General features: G+C 71.7%; 12 protein-coding genes. 4 read left to right on the top strand and 8 right to left on the bottom strand.

What is annotated here, in order from left to right; all coding sequences use genetic code 11:
- Positions 1-9: 9 nt before the first annotated feature.
- The gene (locus WME89_RS23260; protein WP_437627422.1) at positions 10-774 is read right to left on the bottom strand and encodes a hypothetical protein; all 765 of its coding nucleotides are present in this window, start codon (positions 772-774) and stop codon (positions 10-12) included.
- Between the two features lie 485 nt (positions 775-1259).
- Between WME89_RS23260 and WME89_RS23255 the strand changes: the two genes are divergently transcribed.
- Positions 1260-1475 carry a biotin/lipoyl-binding carrier protein gene (locus WME89_RS23255; RefSeq protein ID WP_438011302.1) on the top strand — a complete coding sequence of 72 codons (216 nt, stop codon included), beginning with the start codon at positions 1260-1262 and terminating at the stop codon, positions 1473-1475.
- Between the two features lie 70 nt (positions 1476-1545).
- Here WME89_RS23255 and WME89_RS23250 read toward each other — a convergent pair whose 3' ends face one another.
- Positions 1546-2568 (bottom strand): MlaD family protein, encoded by a 1023-nt coding sequence (locus tag WME89_RS23250; protein ID WP_438011301.1) that lies wholly within the window; start codon positions 2566-2568, stop codon positions 1546-1548.
- A 147-nt stretch (positions 2569-2715) separates the two neighbouring features.
- Between WME89_RS23250 and WME89_RS23245 the strand changes: the two genes are divergently transcribed.
- Positions 2716-3456 (top strand): ABC transporter ATP-binding protein, encoded by a 741-nt coding sequence (locus WME89_RS23245; protein ID WP_438011300.1) that lies wholly within the window; start codon positions 2716-2718, stop codon positions 3454-3456.
- A 162-nt stretch (positions 3457-3618) separates the two neighbouring features.
- On the opposite strand, the gene WME89_RS23240 is transcribed toward WME89_RS23245, so the two are convergent.
- Complete coding sequence (locus WME89_RS23240; RefSeq protein ID WP_438011299.1) at positions 3619-4476, bottom strand: MlaE family ABC transporter permease; 858 nt, start codon at positions 4474-4476, stop codon at positions 3619-3621.
- A gap of 21 nt (positions 4477-4497) precedes the next feature.
- Positions 4498-5373: an MlaE family ABC transporter permease gene (locus WME89_RS23235; RefSeq protein ID WP_437664153.1), complete on the bottom strand. Its 876-nt coding sequence runs from the start codon at positions 5371-5373 to the stop codon at positions 4498-4500.
- A gap of 289 nt (positions 5374-5662) precedes the next feature.
- On the opposite strand from WME89_RS23235, the gene WME89_RS23230 reads away from it, so the two are divergent.
- Positions 5663-6601 carry a DMT family transporter gene (locus WME89_RS23230; protein ID WP_438011298.1) on the top strand — a complete coding sequence of 313 codons (939 nt, stop codon included), beginning with the start codon at positions 5663-5665 and terminating at the stop codon, positions 6599-6601.
- A 34-nt stretch (positions 6602-6635) separates the two neighbouring features.
- On the opposite strand, the gene WME89_RS23225 is transcribed toward WME89_RS23230, so the two are convergent.
- The 4 genes from WME89_RS23225 to WME89_RS23210 all read right to left on the bottom strand — a co-directional run bounded on the left by WME89_RS23225 (position 6636) and on the right by WME89_RS23210 (position 10739).
- Positions 6636-8360: a cation:proton antiporter gene (locus WME89_RS23225; RefSeq protein ID WP_438011297.1), complete on the bottom strand. Its 1725-nt coding sequence runs from the start codon at positions 8358-8360 to the stop codon at positions 6636-6638.
- A gap of 63 nt (positions 8361-8423) precedes the next feature.
- A complete protein-coding gene (locus WME89_RS23220) occupies positions 8424-9098 on the bottom strand; it encodes a glutathione S-transferase N-terminal domain-containing protein (protein ID WP_438011296.1) in 675 nt (224 codons plus the stop codon).
- 49 nt (positions 9099-9147) lie between these two features.
- Positions 9148-10110: an NAD-dependent epimerase/dehydratase family protein gene (locus WME89_RS23215; protein ID WP_437627413.1), complete on the bottom strand. Its 963-nt coding sequence runs from the start codon at positions 10108-10110 to the stop codon at positions 9148-9150.
- Positions 10107-10739 (bottom strand): class I SAM-dependent methyltransferase, encoded by a 633-nt coding sequence (locus WME89_RS23210; protein WP_438011295.1) that lies wholly within the window; start codon positions 10737-10739, stop codon positions 10107-10109. Before WME89_RS23210 ends, WME89_RS23215 begins: the two co-directional genes overlap by 4 nt.
- A 629-nt stretch (positions 10740-11368) precedes the next feature.
- On the opposite strand from WME89_RS23210, the gene WME89_RS23205 reads away from it, so the two are divergent.
- Complete coding sequence (locus WME89_RS23205; protein WP_438011294.1) at positions 11369-13903, top strand: S8 family serine peptidase; 2535 nt, start codon at positions 11369-11371, stop codon at positions 13901-13903.
- The last annotated feature ends 174 nt before the right edge of the window (positions 13904-14077 follow it).

The raw sequence follows: 14077 nt of genomic DNA, 5'->3' as shown, positions 1-14077 counted from the left end.
TGGCTCCGATCAGAGGCAGCTGCAGAGCGGATCGCCAGGGGCGCAGTTGCAGGGCGCCTTGGTGCCGCCGCCGCTCGCCGGAGCGCCGCCCGCGGCCGGACGACCGCCGCCGCCGCGGCGCAGCTGCTCCTGCTTCTGCTGCTCCGCCTCGAGCTGCTTCTGGAGCGAGAGGCGCGTCGCCTCGTCCTTGGCGCTCGCGAGCTGATCGCGCAGCCCCGACATCTTGGACTCGGACTCCTTGAACTGCGCCTCGAGGCGCTTGTTCGCCTCCTCGAGCTCGCGGGTCCTCGCGGCCTCGGCCGCGATGCGCGCCTCCTGCTCCTGCGCCGACTTGACGGCGACGACCGTGATGACGCCGACCACCAGCGCGCTGGCGATGGCGCCGCCGATGAGGAGCTTGCGCAGCTTCTTCTTCGACTCGTCCTGCTGCAGCGCCGCGAGCGAGCGCTCGTGGTGCTGCTGCGCGGCCATCGCCTCGAGCCGCGCCCTCTGCTCGGCCTCGACGCGCGCCTTCTCGATCTCGGCCTGCCGGATCGCCTCGAGCCGCGCCGCCTCTTCGCGCGCGCGGCGCTCCTCGCTGCGACGGCGCTCTTCCTCGGTGCGGATGCGCAGCTCCTCGGCCTCGCGCGCGGCGCGCTCCGCCTCGACCCGGGCCTTCTCGGCGGCGGCAGCGGCGGCGGCCTTCTGGGCCTCTTCGGTCTTGATTCGATCCTCCTCGAGGTTCATCAGCTCCTTGAGCGAGAACAGGACCGAGCTTTCCTTCTGTTCCGACATGACCTCGTGGCTCCTTCGATCGAGCGCGTGCGGTTTGGCTACCAAGGGGCGGTGCGGAGAACCTGCGGGTCGCCCTGCGCGGGGCCACCAGGCAGGAGGATTGTGACCCGCAGAGCGGCTTTCACGCAATTATTCGCGACCACCGCGGCGACCCTCGTCGTGCCGGGGGACCGCGAAGCCGCCAGGCACAGATTATCGCCGTGGTGCACCGCAGGTACCAGCGGAAATCGCAGCGCTCCGTCCCTTCCAGCCCCGTGACCTGCAGCGCGGGCAGCGCCGGCCCTGCCACATCGGCCACGTCTGCTACGTCTGCCACGTCCGTTTCCGAGAACCGTCCCGCAGGTCACGCCGGACGACCTGTGCAGTCGGCGAGGGTGACCGGGGCATGCCCGGGCCGGGAGCGCCCGATACGGAGCGGACATCGCAGCGCCGCGCGCGACGGTCCCGTTGGATTCTCGATGGCTCTCCGGTAGCTTCGCGCGCCCATGGCAAACGTCATCAAGGCGCACATCACCGGTACCGTCTGGAAGATCGAGGTCAAGCCGGGCGACAAGGTCGAAGAGGGGACCGTCGTCGTCATCCTCGAGTCCATGAAGATGGAGATGCCCGTCGAGGCGGAAGAAGAGGGCACGGTCGAGGAGGTCCTCGTCACCGAGGGGGCCTCGGTCAGGGAAGGCGACCCGCTGGTCAGGCTGGCCTGACCGGCCAGGCAGCCAGCCCGCCAGCGCGCGGTCTGCTCCCGGACGGACCGCGCCCCCGCTGGCCGGGCGGTCACTCGCGCCAGAAGAACTTCCAGGGGTTGTGCTTGAGGTCGCGCGCGAGCTCCTGCAGGTCGTCGAACAGCTGCTCGTCCATGACGAGCGCGCCGACCGTCCCCTTGCCGCGCTTGACGTGGGCGAGGACCTCCTGGGCGTCGGCGGTCGCGGCCTTCGCCCGGCCCGCGATCTCGGCGATGTCGTCGAGCGTCTTCTTGATCTTTGCCTGCTCCGTCTCGCTGCCCACCGTGGCCGAGAGCCGGCGCGCGTTCGCGAGCGTCTCGCGCGCGTCGTCCAGGAGCGGCGGCAGGTCGCGCGCGGCCGTGCCGCTCACCTGATCGGCGTTCGCGAGGATCCTGTCGATCTGCGGGTTGTTCACGTACTTCTGCCGGGCGTCCTTCACGAGCTCGGTGCCGTCGAGGCTGATCTGCTCGACGTTCTCGGCGATGCGGTCGAGCCGATCCTGGTTCCTGTCCATGAAGTCGCCGGTGCCCTTCAGCGTCTTCCGCAGCCCATCGAACGCCTCGCCGACCTCCTCCCGGTGCTCGCGCATCGCCGAGACGGTCGCGTGCAGGAGCTCGTACCCCTCGGCGAGGAGCATGTCGAGGCGCGGCGGGTCGAGCCCCCGGACGACAGCGTCCTCGGGGAGCACCGGCCGGTCGCCCGAGCCGGGCTCGATCGCGAGGAACTGCTCGCCGAGCACGCCCTGCGTCGTCACGTAGAAGGTGGCGTTGTCGTGGATGCTCTGCTGGTAGCGTTCCTCGATGCGCAGCTGGATCCGCACGAGCGGCTCGCGCCGGCCGTCCTTGCCGAGCTGGCCGCCGCGGAAGTGGATCTCGCTGAGCTTGCCGACCTCCACCCCGGCGATCTTCACCGGCGCCCCGGTCTGGAGGCCTCCCGGGTTGTCGAAGTCGACATAGATGGAGTACTTCGGCTGGAAGTTGACCCCGCCCATCACGAGGATGAACGTGGCCAGGAGCCCGATCGCCGTAAGGATGAGGATCCCGACTTTGACCTCGATCGACCGCGGGCTTGCCATGGGCCTTTCATCTTCTCCGATCTGGCGGCGGGGAGGTGAGGGAAATAGGCCAGGATCTGCGTGCCGCAGCGCGCATTTGCAGACCAGCACCGTGACGCTTCGCGCTGCCTTTGTCGTGACGCAACCGCTCTTGCCTCAGAAGCCGCGATGATTTCGTTCCGAAATGTCAGAAAATCTTTTGGCCCCAAAGAGGTGCTGAAGGACGTCTCGTTCGACGTCGACGACGGCGAGGTGTTCTTCATCATCGGGCAGTCGGGCGTCGGAAAGAGCGTGCTCATCAAGCACCTCGTGGGCCTGCTCTACCCGGACGGCGGGGAGATCTGGCTGGACGGCGAGGACGTGAGCCGCTTCGACGAGGCCCGGATGTACCCGGTGCGGATGAAGTGCGCGATGGTCTTCCAGCACTCGACGCTGTTCGACTCGATGACGTGCGTCGAGAACGTCGCGCTCCCGCTCCGCAAGCACAAGGGGCTCAAGCCGAAGGAGGCGCTCGCGGAGGCGCGGCGGCGCCTCGAGCAGGTGCGCATGCACGAGTTCGCGGACCGGTTCCCGCCGGAGCTCGGCGACGGGATGCGCAAGCGCGTCGCCATCGCGCGCGCGCTCACGCTCGAGCCGCGCTACGTGCTCTTCGACGAGCCGACGACGAGCCTCGACCCGGTGAGCGCGCGCCGCGTCGACAAGCTGATCCGCGAGCTCAGCGACACGCTCGGCGTGACGAGCATCGTCGTGAGCCACGATCTCGTGAGCATCTTCACGATCGCCGACCGGATCGTGATGCTCTATCAAGGGCTCGTCCGCATGCTCGGCGATCGCGGCGCGTTCCAGAGCTCGCCGGACCCGATCGTGCAGCAGTTCATCACCGGGAGCGCCGAGGGGCCGATCGAGTGAGGCGCGCGACGGCGGTCGCGCAGGCGGGGCGGCCGCGAAGCGGACGCCGGGGTGCGGAGCGGGGCGGAGCCCCGAGGAAACAAAGCTAGGGCCGCCCGCGCGAAGCCGCCGCGAAGCGGCGCAGAAGTCCGGCCATCCTGGCCGGACTTCTGGCGGGCGGGACTAGCGGAAGATGAGGAAGGCGGCCGCCGAGATCAGCATGTTCAGCACGATGACCGCGAGCGAGGAGTTCACGACCGCCCGCGTCGTCGCCCAGCCGACGCCCTCGCTGCCGCCGAAGGTCGAGAGGCCGGAGTGGCCGGAGACCACCGGGATCGCGGCGCCGTAGGCGAGGCACTTCGCGAGGCCGGTGGCGAGATCGCCCGCGTCGACGAGGCTCACGTTCATGAACGTCTCGGGGCTCACGTCGAACATGCTGTAGGCGGTGATCATCCCCGTGGTGAAGGCGACCGCGGCGCTCCAGACGAGCAGGCACGTGGTCATGAGCAGGCTCGCGATGAACCGCGGCTTGAGCAGGTAGTCGATGGGATCGGCCGCGCACATGCGGAGCGCGTCGACCTGCTCGGTGACGACCATCGAGCCGATCTCGGCGGCGATGCCCGCGCCGACCCGCGTGGCGAGCATCAGCGCGCCGATCGAGGCGGCGAGATCGCGCACGAGCAGCTCGAGGTAGGTCGCGCCGAGCATGGTCAGATCCGGGATGACCCGCTTCGCCTGCTGGCCGGCCTGGAAGACCATGATCATCCCGATGAAGCCCATCACGACCGTCAGGAAGAAGAGCGACTTGTTCCCGATCTCGTACATCTGCACGAGCACCGCGCCCGGCTCGCGGCGGCCCTTCACGCAGTAGTAAAGCGTCCTTACAAACACGGAGTAGAGCTCGCGCCCCGACCGGAAGAGCGAGAGCGCGGCTCCGCCGAACGCGGCGACGCCGGAGAGCTCCGGCGCGAGGTCCCGGAGCTCGCTCGAGGGGGGGCCCGCGCTCGCGCGGTCAGGGACGCTCTGGTGGGGGGAGGGCATGCGCGGCGGCGTGGTTGATCATCAGTCGAGCGTGAACGAGACGAAGTAGTCGAGGATGAAGATGCCGGCGGCCGAGGCGACCACGGTCGCGTTGACGGCGCGGCCGACGCCGGGGGCGCCGCCGGTCACGCCGAGGCCGTACTGGCAGCTGGAGAGCGCGAGGACGACGCCGAAGACGACGCTCTTGACGAGGCCGCTCGTGACGTCGCCGATGCCGAGGAGCCCGCTCGTGAGGCCGTTGTAGAAGACGGCGGGCGCGACGCCGAGCAGGAGATCGCCGGTGAGCGCGGCGCCGACGAGGGCGAGCGCGTCGGCGAAGATCACCGAGAGCAGCAGCGTGAGGACCATCGCGAGGAAGCGCGGGGCGATGAGGAAGCTCACCGGGTCGATCGCGAGGACGCGGAGGGCGTCGATCTGCTCGGTGACGACCATGGTGCCGAGCTCCGCGGTGTTGTTGGCGCCGACGCGGCCGTTGATCATGAGCGCCGTGAGCAGCGGGGCGATCTCGCGGAGCGTGCCGAAGCCCGCGCCCCAGCCGAGCAGGCCGTGCGCGCCGAACCGCTCGACCAGCGGCGCCGCCTGGATGACCATGATCGCGCCGGTGAAGAGGGCGGTCACGATGACGATGGGCATCGACTTGAAGCCCATCTTGTAGAGGTTGCGCATGAACTCGGCGCCATCGACGCGGAGCGTGGCGACGCGCCTCGCGATCTGGCCCGCGAGCACGGCCATGCCGCCCACCGTGGCGGCGATCTGCAGGAAGGAGCCGCCGAGCTGGTGCACGCCGGAGGGCTCCGGCGCGAGCGGCGCGCGCCTCCGCGCCGGGGGCGGGCCGCCGGAGGAGGCGAGCGCCCCCGGGCCGCGCGCGGCGGTGCCTGGGCCAGCGGGAGACGTCATGAGAGAAGGGAGCTTAGCCCAAGGCTCCCGCGGCGCGCGGCCCGAACCGACGTGATCCGACCAGCGCGGAGGCCGGGACCGCTGGCCAGGGGGGAGATCGTCCTCTACCTGAGAGGCGCCTCCATTTCTCGAGCCCGCCCGGCGCGACGGCAAACGCGTACTTCCACGCGCAATGCCGGCTCGCGCCGCGCGCGTCACGCAGGTGGAGCGCGCCGGCCGTCGCGGCCGGAGTCGATGAAGTCCGGTCTCCGGCGGCTCGAGCGTCGTGAAGAGAAGAGAAGCGGAGCCCATGTCCCAGGAAGCGCGCGTACACACCTCGATCGACGAGCACCGGCCCCACCTCCTCGAGGATGGCCGGACGTTCGCCGTCCTCTCCGCGGCCACGTTCGCGCTGAAGGCGATCTTCGTGAAGCTCGCCTACGCGGCGCACCCCATCGACGCGGTGTCGCTGCTCGCGCTGCGGATGGGCATCGCGCTGCCGTTCTTCCTCTGGCTCGCCCGCCGCGAGCGCGGCGCGGCCGCGGAGCCCCTGACGCCCCGCCTCTGGGGGGGCGTGCTGCTCGTCGGGTTCCTCGGATACTACCTCTCGAGCCTGTTCGACTTCATCGGGCTGACGTACATCAGCACGGGCCTCGAGCGCCTGATCCTGTTCGTGTATCCGACGCTCGTCCTCCTGATCGGCGCGGTGTGGCTGAAGCAGCCGGTGCGCGCGAACGGCTGGGGGGCCCTCGCCGTGTGCTACCTCGGCCTCGCGGCGGCGGTCTGGCACGATCTCGAGCAATCCGGGGACGCGCGGGCGGTCGCCATCGGCGGAGCGTGGGTGTTCGCGAGCTCGGTGACGTACGCGCTCTACTACATCGGCGTCGGCAAGCTCGCGTCCAGGATCGGCTCGACGCGCCTCGCCGCGTACTGCGGGGTGACCTCGTGCGCGATGGTGCTCGCGCACTACGCGGTGACAGGGAACCCCGCCAGGCTGGGTGAGCTCCCGGCCTCGGTGTGGGCGTACGCGGCGGCGATGGCGACGATCAGCACGGTGCTCCCGATCGTCCTGCTCGCGGCCGCGATCCGGCGGCTCGGCGCGGGGCGCGCCGCGACGTTCTCGACGCTCGGGCCGGTGCTCACGATCGCGTTCTCGTGGGTTATCCTGGGCGAGCCGTTCACGTGGCAGCAGGTGCTCGGGCTCGCGCTGGTCGTGGGCGGCGTCTCCTGGCTCGGCAAGAAGCGCTGAGCCGGACCGGCGCGCCGCGCGCGCCGGCGAGCCATCACGCCGGAAGGCGGAACAGCTCGCTCCGGACGCGCTCGCGCTCGCGCTCGACCTGCTCGGCCGTCGCGCCGAGCCGCACGAGCAGGCGCTCGGTCATCGAGAACGCGACCTCCGCCTCGCCCGTGACGACGACGTCGGCGCCCGCCTTCTTCAGCACGGGCACCTCGCGCAGGTAGAAGGCGCGGGCGAGGACGAACAGCTTCGGGTTCACGCCCTTCGCCTGCTCGATCACCCCGTTCCCCGGCGCGCCCGCCGACGTGAACAGCAGGCTGTCCGCCGCCCCGACCCCGGCGCGCTCGAGGATCTCCCGCTGCGTGGCGTCGCCGTAGATCGCGCGGATACCCTGGCCCTGCAGCTCCTTCACCGTGTCGAGGTTCAGCTCGACGACGGTCGGCTCGATGCCGTTCTCCCGGAGCAGCCGCGTGAGCGTCCTGCCAACAGGGCCGTAGCCCACGACGACGGTGCGGTGCGCGAGGTCGTCCGCCGGCGCCGCCTCGCCCTCCGCGCTGTCGGCGCCGGCCGCGGGTCGCCGCCGGAGGAAGAGCGCCGACGTCCACCGCGCGAAGCGGCCCCGGGCGCTGAACAGCAGCGGGTTCAGCGTGATCGACACGATCGACGCGAGGACGAGCACCTGCGTGGCCTCGTCCGGCATCACGCCGAGCTGCCGGCCGAGCGTCGCGAGGATGAACGAGAACTCGCCGATCTGCGCGAGCGAGAGGGCCACGGCGAAGGCGGTCTGCATCGGGCGGCGCAGCAGCAGCACCACGACGAGCGCGGCGAGCGGCTTGCCGATCAGCACCACGGCGAGCGTCGCCACGGCCGCGGGCCAGCTCGCGGCGAGCTGCGAGGGGTCGAGGAGCATGCCCACGGAGACGAAGAAGAGCACCGCGAACGCGTCGCGCATCGGGAGCGCCTCCGAGGCGGCGCGGGAGCTGAAGTCGGACTGGCCGACGACGAGGCCGCCGAGGAAGGCGCCGAGCGCCATCGACGAGCCGAAGAGCTTCGCCGAGCCCACCGCGACGCCGAGCGCGACGACGAGCACCGTCAGCGTGAAGAGCTCCCGCGAGCCCGTCTTCGCCACGTACCCGAGCAACGTCGGGATGACGCGCTGCCCGACGATGAAGGTGAAGGCCACGAGCCCGGCGAGCTTCAGGAGCGCGAGGCCCACGGAGAGCGCGATGCCCGTCGCGCCGCTGTCGCCGCCGCCGACAAGGCCGGGCAGCAGCACCAGCACGAGCACGGTGAAGACGTCCTCGAGCACGAGCCAGCCCACGGCGAGGTGGCCAGCGGGGGTGTGCAGGACGTGGCTGTCGCTCAGGACCCGCGTGAGCACGACGGTGCTCGCCACCGAGATCGCGATGCCGAAGACGACCGACGCGGCCCACGACCAGCCCGCGGCGCGGCCGACGAAGACCCCGAGCGCCGTGGCGACCGCGATCTGGATGAGCGCGCCGGGGATCGCGACCTTCCGCACGGCGAGGAGCTCGCGCACGTGAAACTGCAGGCCGACCCCGAACATCAGCAGGATGACCCCGATCTCGGCGAGCTGGTCCGCGAGCGGCTTGTCCGCGACGAACCCTGGCGTGAAGGGGCCAACGAGGATCCCGGCCAGCAGGTAGCCGACGATGGGCGACAGCCTCATGCGCTGGGTGATGAAGCCGAGCGCAAGGGCCGCGGTGAGGCCGCCCGTGAGCGTGAGGATGAGGTCGAGTTCGTGCGGCATGTCCGGGACTAGTAGCGCTTCCCGTCGTCAGCCGCAGCAGCGTTGGCGGCGACGGAGCCCGATCTACTTGCCCACGACGCCGAGCGCCTCGTACTCCTCGATGATGTGCGGCTCCTCCTTGGCCTTCGCGATCCACTCCTGCATCGCGGGGAGCCCCAGGATCGACGCAACGTAGCGCCGCGAGACGGCGTCGAGCTCGATCCCGTACGTGTCGAACCGCGTCGCGACCGGCGCGTACATCGCGTCCGCGACGCTGAAGCGCCCGAACAGGAACTCGCCCCCCTGGCCGAAGCGCGAGCGGCAATCGCCCCAGATCGACTGGACGCGCGCGACGTCCTGCGAGGCCGCCTCCGTGATCGCCACGCCCTGGATCTTCCGCCGCACGTTCATCGGCAGCGCGGTGCGGAGGGCGGTGAAGCTGCTCGCCATCTCGGCGCTCACCGCCCGCGCGACGGCGCGCGCCTCGCGCGCCTCCGGCCAGAGCTTCGCCTCGGGGAAGAGCTCGGCCACATACTCGCCGATCGCGAGCGACTCCCAGACCGTGAGCGCCCCGTGCTTCAAGGCGGGCACCTTGCCCGAGGGGGAGTGTCGCTGGATCTCCGGCGTGCGCACGCCCGGCGCCCGGAGCGGGATCACCACCTCGTCGAACGTGGCGCCGGCCTGCTTCAGGAGAAGCCAGGGCCGGAGCGACCATGACGAATAGGACCTGTTTCCGATGTAGAGAGTGAGCTCGGCCATGCCGGGAGCCTACATCGTCGCCCGAGCGCGCGACAACGCGCCGGGCGCATCACGCCGCCGGCTCGCCCCCGAACACCTCGCTCGCCAGCGCCTCGACCGCCATGCGCACGGCCTCGTCGCTCGTGTGACGCACCCGGAACCCGAGCGACGCAAGCTTGCCCGGATCCATCCGCGAGCGCGGCACGTCGCCAGGCCAGCCGCGCTCGCCGCCCTGATACCGGATCACCGCGTCCGGGTAGGGCGACGCCGCCACGCACAGCGCCGCGATGCGCGAGACGCTCGTCGCGTCCTCGGGCGCGAGGTTGAAGATGTTCAGCCGCTCTCGGGCGTGGTCGAAGCCGAACAGGATGCCCTCCGCGCAGTCGCGGACATCGAGGTACGGCTTGGACTGACGTCCATCGCCGAGCACCTCGAGCTCGGTCCGTCGATCGCGCAGCTTCTTCAGGAAGTCGAGCGCCGCGCCGTGCGTCCCGCGCGGCCCGACCACGTTGCCGAAGCGGTAGATCCACGCCGTGAGGCCGAAGCACTCGACATAGGCGCTGACGAGCGCCTCGCCCGCGAGCTTGCTCGCGCCGTACAGCGAGATGGGTAAGGCGCCGAGATCGCCCTCCGCGCACGTGCGCGCCGTGTCGCCGTAGACCGTCCCGGAGGACGAGAAGATCAGCCGGCCCACGCCCGCGCGCCGCATCGCCTCGAGCACGTTGTACGTGGCGATCGTGCCCTGATCGAGATCGAGGCGCGTCCGCGCCAGCCCCCAGCGCGCCTCCGGGTTCGCCGCGAGGTGCACGACGAGGTCGTGGCCCGCCATGGCCTCGGCGAGGCGCTCCAGATCCAGGGCGTCCGCCTCGACGAGCGTCGCGCGCCCGGAGGCGAGGTGCGACGCCACGAACGCGCGGCGCCCGACCGAGAGGTTGTCGTACAGCGTCACGGGGCCGCGCTCGACCAGGCGATCGGTGAGGTGGCTCCCGATGAACCCGGCGCCGCCGACCACGAACGACCTGAGCTCCGTCATCGCGCGCTCCCCTCGGCCAGGCGCTCGATCCGCGCCGCGAACTGCAGGCGATCCTGGGTCACGAGGCGGAACGGCAGATCGTGGATCCGCAGCGGCCACTGGAGGCCGGTGATGCGCCCGCCCGCGCCGCGCACGAGCGCGACGAGCTCGCCCGGGGTGAAGTAGGTCCCGCGCACCTCGACGCCCGGCGCCGCGTTCCCGACGAGATCCATCCAGAGCAGCACCTTTTGCGACACCGGGCCGAAGCGGAAATGATCCTTGAGCGCGACGACGCGCGACGCGACCCGCAGCGCCTCGGCGAGGAGCGCGCCAGGGCGGGCGCAGTGGTGCAGCACGTCGGAGAGGAGCACCGCCTCGAAGGCGCCGTCGGGGAAGGGGAGGCGCTCGCCGTCGTACGCGATGACCGGCAGCGCCGCCCCGGGCCGCGCCTTCACGTCCACGCCGACGACGCGCTGGGCGCCCGCGCGGCGCGCGACCTCCAGCGCGATCGTCCCGTCGCCCGCGCCCACGTCGAGCAGCGACGCGGCGCGACCCACCTGCGCGGCCAGCGCCCGCGCGACGCGGTCCACGCGGGGCACGTGGACCAGGCGATGGTGCAACGAGAACAGGGAGCGCTCCAGGACCGTCATGCCACATCCCCCATCCGAGCCCCGGCGCCGCCCGCGCCGGAGAGCCGCGCCACGCTAGTCGAGCGCGCGGGGACCGGCAACGCCCGGGGCCCTCCGCCGCCTCGCGGCGCTCGTCCGGCAGGCGGCCGCTGCCCGCCCGGGCGGCGCGGTCACGTGGAGCGGTCACGTGGAGCGGTCACGTGGAGAGGAAGGTGGGAAACCAGGAAGAGCACGCTGAACGTCGCCCTGTCTTCCACGCCTTCCTGTGAGACCTCGATGGGCAGATGACGGCGCCAAAGCGGTCTCGCGGAACAGCGAAGACACCACGTATAACAGCCACTCTCCAGGACTGCCACCGTGACGTCCAGCGCCCCTGACAGGGCGCCTCGATCCCGGAGCTCATGGAGCCCGACCCGAACGGAGAGCTGCGCTGCGACGAGCGCTCTTCCAGGGTCTACGGCGATGACGGCTCCGGGCTCGGCGCTCGAGCCGTTCTCGGCTCGCTCGCGCTTGACCGATTCGCGACATCGAACATAGCTGAATCCATGCTCGGCACGCGCGGAAAGGGGCTTATGAGACATCGTGTGCGCTGGTTCGCCCTGGGCTCCCTCTACATCGCTCTTTCAGGGTGCAGCGGAGAGCCTGGAGACATGGAGTCAGGCCAGAATACGGCCCCTCCGGAGAGCTCGGCGCCCGGCGAGGCCACGTTCTCGCCGGATGAGCCGACGGAGCTCTGGTTCGTGGAGCTCGAGCGTGCGCCGGCCGCGAGCGGCGGCGCGCGCGCGGCCAGCAAGCGAGGCCTCCTCGACGAGCACCGCGAGCGCTTCCGTCAGGCGGCCGCCGAGCGAGGGCTCCGGTACAAGCAGCGATTCTCGTTCGAGGGGCTCTGGAACGGCCTCTCCGTCCGCGTCGCGCGCGAGGGCGCCGCCGCGCTCGTGGACATGCCCGGCGTCAAGGCCGTCTACCCCGTCCTGCCCGTCGAGCTCGACGTGACGCCCGCCGCGGCCGCGATCGGGCCGGATCTCGCCGTCGCAGGCGAGATGTCGGGCGCGGACCGCGTGCGCCGGGATCTCGGCGTGACCGGCGAGGACATCCGCGTCGGCGTGATCGACAGCGGCATCGACTACCATCACCCCGATCTCGGCGGGTGCTTCGGTCCGGGCTGCCGCGTGGCGTTCGGCCACGATTTCGTCGGCGACGACTTCGTCTCCGGCGACGCGAGCAAGCAGCCCGTCCCCGATAGCGACCCGGACGACTGCCTGGGCCACGGCACGCACGTCGCCGGCATCATCGGGGCGAACGGGATCGTGCAGGGCGTGGCGCCGGACGTGACCTTCGGCGCCTACCGCGTGTTCGGCTGCCGCGGCGGCTCGCGCGCCGACATCATCCTGAAGGCCATGGAGCGGGCCGCCGACGACGGCATGGACGTCGTCAACATCAGCATCGGGACGCCGTTCCAGTGGCCGGACTACCCGACCGCGATCGGCGCGAACGAGCTCGTCGCGCGGGGCGTCGTGGTCGTCGCCTCGATCGGCAACAGCGGCGAGAAGGGGCTCTGGTCCGCGGGCGCGCCCGGCGTGGGCGAGGCGGTCATCGGCGCCGCGTCCGTCGACAGCGCCCGCGTCACCCGCCTGTCGTTCACCATCGCGCCGGGCGACGTCGCGATCGGCTACGCGCGCGCGGTCGGCAGCCCGCCCGCGCCGCTCTCGGGGAGCGCTCCCCTCGCGCGCACGGGGACGCTCACCAGCGCGCGCGACTGCTGCGCGGCGCTCCCGGCGGGGAGCCTCGCGGGCAAGATCGCGCTCGTCCGTCGCGGCGGGTGCCCGTTCCCCGAGAAGGCCGCGCGCGCGCAGGCCGCGGGGGCGGCCGGCGTCGTGATCTACAACGATCGCGCCGGGGAGATGAACCCGTCGGTCGAGGGAGACACCGCGATCACCATCCCGGTCGTGGGGATCGCGCAGGCGGACGGCGAGCTCCTCAACGCGCGCCTCGACGCGGGGGCCGTGACCCACCGCTGGACCAACCAGGCCGTCGCCGCGCAGAACGGCACCGCGGGCCTCGTCTCCCGCTTCAGCTCGCACGGCCTGAGCGCGGCGCTCTCCTTCAAGCCCGACCTCGCCGCGCCCGGCGGGTCGATCTACTCGACGGTGCCGGTCGAGCGCGGCGCGTACGACACGCTCAGCGGCACGTCGATGGCGTCGCCCCACGTGGCCGGGGCGGTCGCGCTCCTGCTCGGCGCGCGCCCGGAGCTCCAGGCGGAGCGCGTGCGCGACGTCCTGCAGAACAGCGCGGTCCCCGCGCCGTGGAGCGGCGATCCCGGCGCCGGCGTGCCGGAGAGCGCGCACCGGCAGGGGGCGGGGATGATCCGCGTCGACCGCGCCATCCGGGCGACCACCGTGATCAGCCCCGGCAAGCTCGCGCTCGGCGAGAGCGAGGCCGGCCCCGTCGCGCGCACGCTGACGCTCGAGAACACGAGCTGGGACGACGTGACCTTCGACCTGTCGCACGCGCCCGCGGCGTGCGCGACAGGCGGCGATCACTGGGCGCCGAGGACCGCGACGGCCGGCGCCGCGAGCGTCGGTTTCAGCGCCGCGAGCGTCACCGTCCCCGCCCGCGGGAGCGCGACCGTCTCCGTCACCGTCCGGGCGAGCGACGCGCTCGCGGACGGCGGCCTGTTCGGCGGCTACGTCGTGTTCACGCCGCGGGGCGGCGCCAGCGACGCCACGCTGCGGGTGCCGTACGCGGGCTTCAAGGGCGATTACCAGAGCGTGCCGGTCCTCAAGCCGTCCGGTCAGGGGGCACCGTGGCTCGGCAAGATGAGCGGGGAGCGCGTGACCCCGCAGCCGGGCGGCGCGACCTTCACCCTGGTGTCGAGCGACATCCCGTACGTGATGGCCCACCTCGATCACGGCGCGGAGCGGCTGACCATGGACATCGTCGAGGCCTCCACCGGCAAGGCGTGGGGGCGCGCGCTGGAGCTCTCGCACGTCGGCCAGAGCTCGTCGGCGACGGCGGTCACGCGGTACGGGTGGAAGGGCACGACGAAGCTCAACGGGAGGTCGGTCGTCGTTCCGGACGGCGACTATCTGATCAAGCTGCGCGCGCTCAGGGCGCTCGGCGACCCGGGCAACGACGCCCACTGGGAGACGTGGACGTCGCCAAAGATCACCGTCGACCGGCCGTGATCGGCGCGCTCATGCCGCCTCGCCGCCCGCTCATGGCGCCGCGCAGCTCCAGCGACACGCGAGATGAGCTCGGGGATGTGAGCCTCGCTGGCGCGCTCAGCGGCGCGTCAGACCGAGGCTCGTCGATGCGATCGGGCGCACGGCGGGCCTCCTTCGCCGCGCCGGGTGCATGAG

It is taken from the genome of Sorangium sp. So ce321 (assembly GCF_051530195.1).
Taxonomy (GTDB): domain Bacteria; phylum Myxococcota_A; class Polyangia; order Polyangiales; family Polyangiaceae; genus Sorangium.
Note: the sequence above shows the minus strand (reverse complement) of the source record. Positions and strands in the feature narration are given on the sequence as shown.

What these genes read in the sequence shown, in the direction of transcription:
- WME89_RS23260 (WP_437627422.1), bottom strand. Translation starts at nt 774, where the DNA reads ATGTCGGAACAGAAGGAAAGCTCGGTCCTGTTCTCGCTCAAGGAGCTG.
- WME89_RS23255 (WP_438011302.1), top strand. Translation starts at nt 1,260, where the DNA reads ATGGCAAACGTCATCAAGGCGCACATCACCGGTACCGTCTGGAAGATC.
- WME89_RS23250 (WP_438011301.1), bottom strand. Translation starts at nt 2,568, where the DNA reads ATGGCAAGCCCGCGGTCGATCGAGGTCAAAGTCGGGATCCTCATCCTT.
- WME89_RS23245 (WP_438011300.1), top strand. Translation starts at nt 2,716, where the DNA reads ATGATTTCGTTCCGAAATGTCAGAAAATCTTTTGGCCCCAAAGAGGTG.
- WME89_RS23240 (WP_438011299.1), bottom strand. Translation starts at nt 4,476, where the DNA reads ATGCCCTCCCCCCACCAGAGCGTCCCTGACCGCGCGAGCGCGGGCCCC.
- WME89_RS23235 (WP_437664153.1), bottom strand. Translation starts at nt 5,373, where the DNA reads ATGACGTCTCCCGCTGGCCCAGGCACCGCCGCGCGCGGCCCGGGGGCG.
- WME89_RS23230 (WP_438011298.1), top strand. Translation starts at nt 5,663, where the DNA reads ATGTCCCAGGAAGCGCGCGTACACACCTCGATCGACGAGCACCGGCCC.
- WME89_RS23225 (WP_438011297.1), bottom strand. Translation starts at nt 8,360, where the DNA reads ATGCCGCACGAACTCGACCTCATCCTCACGCTCACGGGCGGCCTCACC.
- WME89_RS23220 (WP_438011296.1), bottom strand. Translation starts at nt 9,098, where the DNA reads ATGGCCGAGCTCACTCTCTACATCGGAAACAGGTCCTATTCGTCATGG.
- WME89_RS23215 (WP_437627413.1), bottom strand. Translation starts at nt 10,110, where the DNA reads ATGACGGAGCTCAGGTCGTTCGTGGTCGGCGGCGCCGGGTTCATCGGG.
- WME89_RS23210 (WP_438011295.1), bottom strand. Translation starts at nt 10,739, where the DNA reads ATGACGGTCCTGGAGCGCTCCCTGTTCTCGTTGCACCATCGCCTGGTC.
- WME89_RS23205 (WP_438011294.1), top strand. Translation starts at nt 11,369, where the DNA reads ATGGAGTCAGGCCAGAATACGGCCCCTCCGGAGAGCTCGGCGCCCGGC.